Annotated in this window: 9 protein-coding genes; 8 read left to right on the forward strand and 1 reads right to left on the reverse strand. The window is 42.9% G+C overall.

Features of this window, described 5'->3' with window-relative positions:
- From UB32_RS15935 to UB32_RS15945, 3 genes are all read left to right on the forward strand, one after another.
- The coding region (locus UB32_RS15935; protein ID WP_044395496.1) for a prolyl oligopeptidase family serine peptidase at positions 1-422 on the forward strand (422 nt) is incomplete at its 5' end.
- Positions 423-497: 75 nt separating this feature from the next.
- Positions 498-809 carry a metal-sulfur cluster assembly factor gene (locus UB32_RS15940; RefSeq protein WP_044395498.1) on the forward strand — a complete coding sequence of 104 codons (312 nt, stop codon included), beginning with the start codon at positions 498-500 and terminating at the stop codon, positions 807-809.
- Positions 810-990: 181 nt separating this feature from the next.
- On the forward strand, positions 991-2,115 hold the full coding sequence (locus UB32_RS15945; RefSeq protein ID WP_044395500.1) for a TIGR04053 family radical SAM/SPASM domain-containing protein: 1,125 nt from the start codon (positions 991-993) through the stop codon (positions 2,113-2,115).
- Between the two features lie 178 nt (positions 2,116-2,293).
- On the opposite strand, the gene UB32_RS15950 is transcribed toward UB32_RS15945, so the two are convergent.
- Positions 2,294-2,992: a Crp/Fnr family transcriptional regulator gene (locus UB32_RS15950; RefSeq protein ID WP_044395502.1), complete on the reverse strand. Its 699-nt coding sequence runs from the start codon at positions 2,990-2,992 to the stop codon at positions 2,294-2,296.
- A gap of 473 nt (positions 2,993-3,465) precedes the next feature.
- On the opposite strand from UB32_RS15950, the gene moaA reads away from it, so the two are divergent.
- The 5 genes from moaA (at position 3,466) to UB32_RS15975 (ending at position 9,181) form a co-directional block, all read left to right on the forward strand.
- The gene (moaA, locus tag UB32_RS15955) at positions 3,466-4,485 is read left to right on the forward strand and encodes a GTP 3',8-cyclase MoaA (RefSeq protein ID WP_044395505.1); all 1,020 of its coding nucleotides are present in this window, start codon (positions 3,466-3,468) and stop codon (positions 4,483-4,485) included.
- A gap of 345 nt (positions 4,486-4,830) precedes the next feature.
- The gene (cls, locus tag UB32_RS15960; RefSeq protein WP_044395507.1) at positions 4,831-6,342 is read left to right on the forward strand and encodes a cardiolipin synthase; all 1,512 of its coding nucleotides are present in this window, start codon (positions 4,831-4,833) and stop codon (positions 6,340-6,342) included.
- A 191-nt stretch (positions 6,343-6,533) separates the two neighbouring features.
- Positions 6,534-7,799, forward strand: coding sequence for a molybdopterin molybdotransferase MoeA (locus UB32_RS15965; RefSeq protein ID WP_044395509.1), 1,266 nt, complete (start codon positions 6,534-6,536; stop codon positions 7,797-7,799).
- Complete coding sequence (gene mobB, locus UB32_RS15970; RefSeq protein WP_044395511.1) at positions 7,793-8,311, forward strand: molybdopterin-guanine dinucleotide biosynthesis protein B; 519 nt, start codon at positions 7,793-7,795, stop codon at positions 8,309-8,311. The genes UB32_RS15965 and mobB overlap by 7 nt, the downstream gene beginning before the upstream one ends.
- A 153-nt stretch (positions 8,312-8,464) precedes the next feature.
- Positions 8,465-9,181: a YwiC-like family protein gene (locus UB32_RS15975; RefSeq protein WP_044395513.1), complete on the forward strand. Its 717-nt coding sequence runs from the start codon at positions 8,465-8,467 to the stop codon at positions 9,179-9,181.
- Positions 9,182-9,291 lie beyond the last annotated feature (110 nt).

Genomic DNA, 9,291 nt, shown 5'->3' on the forward strand with positions numbered 1-9,291 from the left:
GCAACGATAAGTCGAGAAGCCCCCACTTCAAGCCACCTGTAAGGGTGGTAAGTGGTGGGAGTAGTTCACTGGGCAATCCAGCATATGAACGATTTGCTTTGTGGCAGCTGAATGAAATGGAAAAACAGAACGTAACACTTCATCTATCGAAGAAAGAAATTTCCGAATTGCTCCAACAGCTGAAACAGTACGACCTCAGTCAGCAGCCTGAAAAACTGAACAGACGACCACTGTTGTTTTGGCATGGCAAAATGGATCAAGTAGTGCCATATGAGTCAGCCTATCATTTTTATCAGCAAAATAGGAAAAACTATGAAGGATCAGCGGAAAAGTTTGAATTTATTACCGATGAGCATGCAGGACACAATGTCACCAACGCTGGGGTCGAGGCTTCGGCAGAGTGGTTTGCTAAGCATCTCTAGACCTTCTGCTTTTATTAGGAATGAAACATTGTTATGATAGAAACAAGCAAAGTATTAATAAAGGAGTGTTCACCAATGGATGAAGAATTAAAAGATAGCATTATGGGTGCGCTTGAGATGGTCGTAGACCCTGAACTTGGTGTTGATATCGTGAATTTAGGGCTGGTATATGATGTCGACTTGAATGAAGAAGGACTTGCTACTGTAACAATGACCTTGACCTCCATGGGCTGTCCGCTAGCTGGTACAATCGTTGAGCAAGTAAAATTAGCCCTTGCCGACCTTCCGGAAATCAAAGATACCGAAGTAAACATTGTTTTCAATCCGCCATGGTCAAAAAATATGATGACGCGGTATGCAAAAATTGCCCTCGGTGTTAGGGATTAATAAAACTTCCAAAACAGCAGAAAATTCTCCTGCTGTTTTTTTTATAGAATTTAAAGCACAGGACACAAAAATGTCATAGAAAAAGCGCGTTTGGCGATGTTGTATGTGAGTTAGTTCACTTTAACATGTTGGAAACACTTATATACTTTTGATATGGAGAAGTACTTAAGGAGGTGCCAATATGTTGGAAAGAGATTTTAACCACGACCCATTCATTGTGATTTGGGAACTTACACGAGCTTGTCAGTTAAAGTGCCTGCACTGTCGCGCAGAGGCACAATATAGCAGAGATCCTCGTGAACTGTCATTCGAAGAGGGAAAAGCGCTAATTGACCAAATATACGAAATGAATAATCCGATGCTTGTTTTTACAGGCGGAGATCCCTTAATGAGGGAGGACGTATTTGCGATCGCGGAATACGCAGTGAAAAAGGGTGTCCGCGTATCGATGACACCAAGTGCGACACCGAATGTAACGAAGGAAGCGATTGAAAAGGCGAAAGCGGTCGGCTTATCTCGATGGGCGTTCAGCATCGACGGTCCAACAGCTGAGATTCACGATCACTTCAGAGGTACAGCGGGGTCCTTTGACTTAACGATGGAAAGAATCAAGTATTTGCACGAGCTCGAAATTCCGATTCAGATCAATACCGTTATTTCACGATATAATATAGATTATTTAGAGGAAATGGCAAAAATGGTTGAGGGTCTGGATTGTGTCCTGTGGAGTGTGTTTTTCCTTGTCCCGACAGGACGCGGCCAGGAAAAGGATATGATCTCCCCGGTAGAGCATGAAAAAGTGTTCCAGTGGCTCTATGATGTAAGCAAACGAGTGAAATTCGACATAAAAACAACGGCAGCTCAGCATTACCGTCGGGTTGTTATCCAGCAAAAAATGCGTGAGGCAAAGAATCATACGGATGAAATTGATTATTTAACGGCGCTGACAAGTGAAGGTTTGACCGGGTCGATCGATGGTCTTGGCCGCGCTCCTAAAGGAGTCAACGATGGAAATGGGTTTGTATTCATATCCCATATTGGAGACGTATATCCGAGTGGATTGCTGCCTGTTAAAGCAGGGAATGTCCGGGAACAGCCCCTTGCTGAAATTTACAGGGAATCCCCTATATTCAAGTCACTGCGAAACCCAGATGAATACAAAGGAAAATGCGGTGTTTGCGAGTTTAGGTTTGTTTGCGGAGGTTCTCGTTCGCGCGCATATGCCATGACGGGTGACTACTTGGAAAGCGAGCCGTTCTGCGTCTATATTCCAAAAGCGCTGAGAAAACAAAAACAGGAAAGCTAACAAGCGCAGGAGAGAATTTTGCAGCAAAAACGGCAGCTCACATCAAACGAGCTGCCGAAAACGTAAAAGCGAGTGAAGCTATCACTCGCTTTTCTTAAAATTATAAAATTCACTTTGAGAATTGACTAGCTCCAGCGCTTGTCGGGGCTGACCAAGGCGCTTGTGCTTTTCCTATTAATCAATCAATCGAACAGAAAACTGCTGGACAATTTTCACAGCCAATTTCCTGGCGTAAGTACTCTATATCATGAATCAAGATTTTCCCGTTTTTAATGGAGATGATTCCTTCCCGTTTTAACTCATTCAGAATTCTGTTTGTACTCTCGCGGGAAGTGCCGCAGAAATTGGCCAATTCCTGATTTGTTAAAGGAAGGTCAATCAAAATGCCTGTTTCTCTTTGTTCGCCGTAGCTATTCGTCATTCTGATCAATGTGGAGAACAGTGCGCCTTTTTTCCCGTTAAGGACTAAATCACGGAATTTTGTCTGCGTTTTGCGGAAATGGTCGCTCATCCATTTCATAAATTCGAATGCGAGCGCTGGATTTTGGAAAATCTCCTTCTCAATCACATCTTTGCGAATTGCAGAAATGGTTGCATCCTCCAGAATCAATGCGCTAAGCAGATACTTTGGCGCTTCGGTAAATAGGGTTAATTCACCGCAAAGATCATTTTTCCCGCAAATTCGTAATGCGAGTTCACGGCCATCCTTGGTAATTTTGCTAATCTGCACCTTGCCGCCAAGAACCAAATAAAGCTCCTCTGCCTCCATGCCTTCTTGGAACAAGTACGTGCCCTTGGTAATCTTGAATGTTCGTTCTGCAAATTGGAGCAATTCTTTAATTTCAATTGAATGAGTTAGTTTCGTTGTGTTTGGCATGGTCATCACCCTTTTTAAATAGTTATCATCCGTGGCACTTTGTTCTGGTGATAATAATAACACCTAGATAGTGTTAACTAAATGACGTTTCAGTAAATGTCAAAATCTCGTCACAATCATCCGTTGATCCGTTCACATTTTTGCAACAAAGTCCTTTATGTATAGTATATCGATTAAAAAAGCCAACTGCTTCTGAGTTTGGCTGCAACTGTGTCAGTTCAATGAACAAAGTTACAGGGGAGGAAATAGCTTCGACTATGTGACCATGTCTTGCCTGCAATATGACAACATAATGACATTTCACCATAAAAACACTATCCGGGCTGTTTTTATGGTGTAATATAAACATAAGTGAAAATCAACAGTTTTAAATAAAGGACTTTTCATGTTACAGTGAGAATAGTAACAGTTACCGATATTTTTAGCTGGTAAAATGTCCATAATCATAACTTCTATAATTGGAGTTGACACAAATGGGAAAAACCATAATAAAAGACAAATTAAATAGACCGCTGCGTGATTTACGTATTTCTGTCATTGATCGTTGTAATTTCCGTTGCCAGTATTGCATGCCTGCTGAGATTTTTGGACCTGACTTTGCATTTTTGCCTAAGAGTGAGCTATTGTCCTATGAAGAAATCGAACGTTTGGCAAAATTGTTCATTGAGCTGGGAGTGGAAAAAATTCGGCTCACAGGCGGCGAACCTTTGATGCGCAAAGACTTGCCAATCCTTGTCAAGAAGCTTCATCAGTTAGAAGGACTGAAAGATATCGCGTTGACAACTAATGGTGTCATGCTCCCTAAATATGCCGAAGAGCTTTTTGAAGCAGGCTTAATGCGTGTGAATATTAGTTTGGATAGCTTAAAGGATGAATTATTCGGCAAAATAAATGGCCGAAATGTTGGGGTAGGACCAGTAATCAAGGGAATTGAAGCAGCGAAAAAGGCCGGATTAGGCGTAAAAATCAACATGGTTGTTAAGAAAGGCCTGAATGATTCCGAGATTCTTCCGATGGCAGAATTCTGCAAAAAGGAAGGACTGGAGCTCCGTTATATTGAGTACATGGACGTAGGCAGTACAAACGGCTGGAAGATGGATGACGTCATCACCAAAAAGCAAATTTATGACATGCTGAGTCAGCATCATGAACTAGAGCCGGTTGATCCCGATTACTATGGGGAGGTCGCCAAAAAATACCGTTACAAAGGAACTGCTATCAATGTTGGCTTCATCTCTTCCGTTTCAGAGTCGTTCTGCTCCAGCTGTACAAGATCCCGTTTATCGGCAAATGGCCAGATTTTCACCTGCCTTTTCAATGGCAATGGTCATGATATCCGTGACTTCATGCGTGCCGGTGCAACAGATGACGAACTCCGTGAACGAGTGACAGCAATTTGGAATCATCGCACCGATCGTTATTCAGATGAACGCACAGCTGAAACAGCAGGAAAAAGAAAAAAGAAGATTGAGATGTCCTATATAGGCGGCTAAAGACTCCATTTTGGAGTCTTTTTCTGCTTCAACGTATTTTTTTAGAATAAGAAAGTACAAATTTAACTTCGAGAGTTGTCAAGCTCCAGCGCCTAGCCCCTCGAGACATTTCGGTCCGCCCGATGAAGTCAAAGAGCGACTTCTTCGGGCGGACCTCCGAGGCACAGGACGTGCTAGACCCGCTAGCCACAGGACGTGGCGTTTTAGGCGGGCAACGCTTGTCGGGGCTGATCAAGGCGCTTGCGCTTTTCTTTGGGAACAAGCATTTTGGGCATACTATGTTTCCAACCGAAAGGGTTATGGGTATATAGGAATCTACAATAAATAAATGGTGGAGACTGCCGAATGCTAAAGAGAAGAATGGATTTTTTATTTGTAGTTATTTTAATAGTGTGCATTTATATAGTCTTTTTTACTGGATACAGCCAGACAATGAAAATAATGGCGATTGTGGGATATTCTTTGATCCTGTTTATTAGTATCTTTTCGCTGATGCTGGAGAACCGGTCGGCACCACACACATTGATGTGGATGTATGTGCTGCTGGTATTTCCAGTCGCCGGGTATTTCTTTTATTTATTTTCTGGACAGCTGTATTTAAAAGGGTATTTATACAAAAGCAAGCGTATTAGGGACCGTGATCAATGGGAAAAGCTGATGAGGAGGGAAGAGTCAAGGGACCTTTCTTTCTTAACTGAAAATCAGCTTTGCTTTGCAAAATATGCAAAGAATGCAACTATGACCCCGATTACGACAGCATCAAGAGTGAAAATTCTTAAAAATGGGGACGAAACTTTTTCTGAATTGAAACAGAAATTACGTGAAGCGGAAAAATTTATTCATATGGAATACTATATTTTTCGGTCAGATCGGCTTGGAAAGGAAATCATCGACATCCTGATAACAAAAGCGAAGCACGGTGTTGAGGTGTTATTCCTGTTCGATGCTGCCGGCAGCATGAAAATTGACGCGGCTGACATTAAAAACATGCAGCATGCAGGCATTCAAGCTGCCCCGTTCTCTCCGTTAAAATACGGTTTTTTCAATCAGAAATTCAATTTCCGAAACCATCGGAAAATTGTTATCATTGATGGTGAAATTGGATTTGTTGGCGGTTTGAATGTAGGCGTAGAATACCTTGGTGAAGACGAGAAGATCGGTTTTTGGCGTGATACTCATATGATGCTGACCGGAGAGGCTGTCTATACTCTGCACAATGTCTTTCTGCTTGATTGGGAATATGTTAATCATGAAAAGATTCTTGCGCACCAGGTAGCTGAGAAAAAGCTGCATGAAAGCGATGAACTGGATGGGGCAGTCCAGGTGGTTCCAAGCGGTCCGGACACACAGCAAGGCATCATGAGTGATTTTTACTATACGATGATGTCCTGTGCAACGAAGTCGATCTGGATTGCGACTCCCTATTTTGTTCCTGATGAAGCGATACGGACGGCATTAAGAGTCGCAGCAGCGAAAGGGATCGAAGTGAGGATCATAGTGCCAGAAATCAACGATAGCTTTCTGACTCAGTATGCCAGCCGTTCCTACTTCTCGGAACTGCTGCGGAATGGCGCTGAAATTTACTTGTATAAAAAGGGGTTCTTGCACCAGAAGGTCATCATTGTCGACGGAAATATTGCATCGATTGGAACGGCCAATATGGATATGAGGAGCTTCCATCTTAATTTTGAAGTAAATGTTTTCCTGTTTGGGTCAAGTTCGATCCGAGATCTGGTGGCACACTATGAACAGGACCTTGAAGATTCAGCGAAACTCAGCCCAGTCCAATACTATAAGCGGGGGCTAAGGGAAAGAACGAAGGAATCTTTCGCCAGGCTGTTTTCAGGGGTATTGTAGCTGGACAAATCCATAATATGGAAAATAGTATTGTGATTAAAGGGTTTTTCGTACACTTCACAAAAAGTCTACATATTTTTTGAAAGTTTTATGAGAAAATACGATGAGATTTGTTATCTATTCATTTTTCCATTACTCTTATACTCAAAAGAGTAATCTATCAAGTTAAGCGTGCAATAGGAGCTGATTATATGTTGGAACGAAGGAACCCTATCCCGATCGGAGAGGCAGTCAAAAGAGTCATGGAGCACAAGCAGAGTGGCTCAACTGAATATGTATCAATCAATGAAAGCTATGGACGGTATTTATCAGAGGATCTGAAAGCGACGAGTGACGTCCCACATTTTGACCGGGCGCCATACGATGGCTATGCAATCAGGTCAGTCGATTCAGAGGAAGCATCCCAAAATCAGCCAGTAGAATTTGAAGTGGTAGACCATATTGGGGCAGGAATGCTAACCGATAAGGAACTTGGACCCTTCCAGGCTGTTAGGATCATGACTGGGGCACAGATGCCAGTTGGCGCTGATGCGGTGGTCATGCTGGAACTATCGAAAGAAGTAGACCGAGACGGAAAAAAATATATGGAGACGAAACGAAAGCATCATAAAGGAGATAATGTTTCCTATCGTGGGGAAGATGCGCAGGAAGGGGAAGTGCTTGTCAAAAAAGGCACTTTCATCAATCCCGGAATCCAGGCGATGCTGGCAACGTTTGGCTACGCTCATGTCCCTGTTGCAAAAAAGCCGGTAATTGGCTTGTATGCAACCGGCACGGAACTGCTTGATGTCCATGAGCCGCTTGAACCGGGAAAAATCCGCAACAGCAATTCCTATATGATTTCCGCGCAGATCCTTAGGGCGGGAGCTGAAGTTAAATATTTTGGACAGCTGCCTGATGATTTTGACACCTGCTTTGATGCAGTAAGCAAAGCGATGGAGGAAGTGGATTTATTCATCACAACCGGGGGAGTTTCCGTTGGGGATTACGATTATCTGCCGGAGATTTATGCAAAACTTGGAGCAGAAGTCCTGTTCAATAAAGTAGCAATGCGTCCGGGCAGCGTGACCACCGTTGCTCAGCTGGATGGAAAGCTGCTGTTTGGCCTGTCTGGAAACCCTTCTGCTTGTTATGTTGGATTTGAGCTATTTGCGCGGCCAATTATTAGGACAATGCTGTTCACCGATAAGCCGCATCTAAGAAAGGAAAAGGCGATTCTAGATGCCAATTTCCCTAAGGCAAATCCGTTTACTAGGTTTGTCAGAAGCGCTCTGGCCATTGAAAACGGCAAGCTGTCCGTAACACCAAGTGGCCTTGATAAATCTAATATCATTATGAGTTTAGCGGGTGCTAATTCCCTGATGATTCTTCCAGGAGGATCAAGAGGTTTCGAAACGGGAACTGAAGTCGAAGTTCTGCTCCTTGAAGACCATGCTGGCAGTGACTGGCCTTGGTAAAACCAATGCTGTTCCAGATAGTAGGATATCAGAATAGCGGAAAGACGACCTTGAGCCTTACCCTTATAAAGCGATTAACAGCAGCCGGCCTGAAGGTTGCAACAGTGAAACACCATGGTCACGGAGGCAAGCCTGATATAGCAAAAGAAAAGGATTCCGAACGCCATATCGGCGCAGGAGCTGTTGTCTCCATTGTCGAAGGTGGGGGCAGGCTCGTTGTTCATGCGGAAAAAGAACAATGGTCACTGGCTGAAGAAATAAACGTAGTATCCAGTTTTCAGGCAGATGTCATCCTGATAGAGGGTTACAAAAGGGAGTCCTATCCAAAAGCTGTTATTCTTAGGAACGAAGCAGATATAGAGTTAGTAAAAGACCTTGCCAATATTCAAGTGGTTTTTTATCGTGACCCGATTGTGGTCAACTTATTGAAAGATTGTCCTTGTCCAGTTTTTCAAATGGAAGATCACAGAGGAATCGTTTGGGTTCTTGAGTACCTTCTCGATCAAGTTTAATCGGAACGACGATTTTGCGCGCAAAGATCCGATTCTTTTTTGACAATTCGGTGTCAGTTGGAATTGTCACTGCCAAAAATGTGATGTGTTTCACTTGTCGATTCTCCCGACTGGTTTAAAGTTAAGGCAGGAACCAAAAGGGAGTGTTCATTCATGAAATTATTTATACCGAAACAGCATGGAGCCTGGGCGATGTTGTTCATCCCTTTCTGGCTTGGAGCAGCGGCAAGTGAAATCGTCTGGCAGCATATCCCGTTTTTTATTGGCTGGCTGCTGCTATATTTGGGAACCTATCCGCTTTTATTGATGTTCAAAAAAAAGAAAATCCCGTTTTATCGCAAATGGGCCATGATTTATATTATTCCAGCTTTGATATTCTTAATGGTTCCGTTATTCACAACCCCATCGATCGTGTTCTTTGGGTTAGCAATGATTCCCTTCTTCACCCTTAACGCCTATTTCTCTGCTAAAAATAATGACAGGGCTTTATTGAATGATCTCAGTGCAATTATTGTTTTTTCCATCGCAGGCCTGGCTAGCAATTACCTGCCTAGTGCAGAAATTAATCCGCACGGGATTCTTGTGTTTGCGTCAAGTATTTTATTTTTTACAGGAAGTACTTTCTATGTGAAAACAATGTTCCGGGAAAAGAAAAACAGTTCGTACAAGTGGATTTCTTGGATTTATCATCTTCTCGTTCCGCTTTTATGGCTGGGAGTAGGAGAAGCAATTGTCGCTGTTGCGTCAGTACCAAGCCTGATCAGAGCCGTTGCACTTTACGGAAGACCGCTTAGCGCCATGAAGGTGGGAATTTACGAAATTGTAAATGCAGCAATGTTTGTCCTCATCATGCTTTTGGCAATTTCATAAAACAAGCAAAAGCCGCCAGAACTCTGGCGGCTTTTGTTATAATATCAGAATTTATCTGTTTAGCCTTTTTTGTAATTGCGGGAAAATTGGGCGTGGATCCCAATATTCTT

This window comes from Mesobacillus subterraneus (assembly GCF_000934845.1).
Lineage (GTDB): Bacteria > Bacillota > Bacilli > Bacillales > Cytobacillaceae > Mesobacillus > Mesobacillus stamsii.

Coding starts and splice junctions, on each gene's coding strand:
- UB32_RS15940 (WP_044395498.1), top strand. CDS start 498: ATGGATGAAGAATTAAAAGATAGCATTATGGGTGCGCTTGAGATGGTC.
- UB32_RS15945 (WP_044395500.1), top strand. CDS start 991: ATGTTGGAAAGAGATTTTAACCACGACCCATTCATTGTGATTTGGGAA.
- UB32_RS15950 (WP_044395502.1), bottom strand. CDS start 2,992: ATGCCAAACACAACGAAACTAACTCATTCAATTGAAATTAAAGAATTG.
- moaA (WP_044395505.1), top strand. CDS start 3,466: ATGGGAAAAACCATAATAAAAGACAAATTAAATAGACCGCTGCGTGAT.
- cls (WP_044395507.1), top strand. CDS start 4,831: ATGCTAAAGAGAAGAATGGATTTTTTATTTGTAGTTATTTTAATAGTG.
- UB32_RS15965 (WP_044395509.1), top strand. CDS start 6,534: ATGTTGGAACGAAGGAACCCTATCCCGATCGGAGAGGCAGTCAAAAGA.
- UB32_RS15975 (WP_044395513.1), top strand. CDS start 8,465: ATGAAATTATTTATACCGAAACAGCATGGAGCCTGGGCGATGTTGTTC.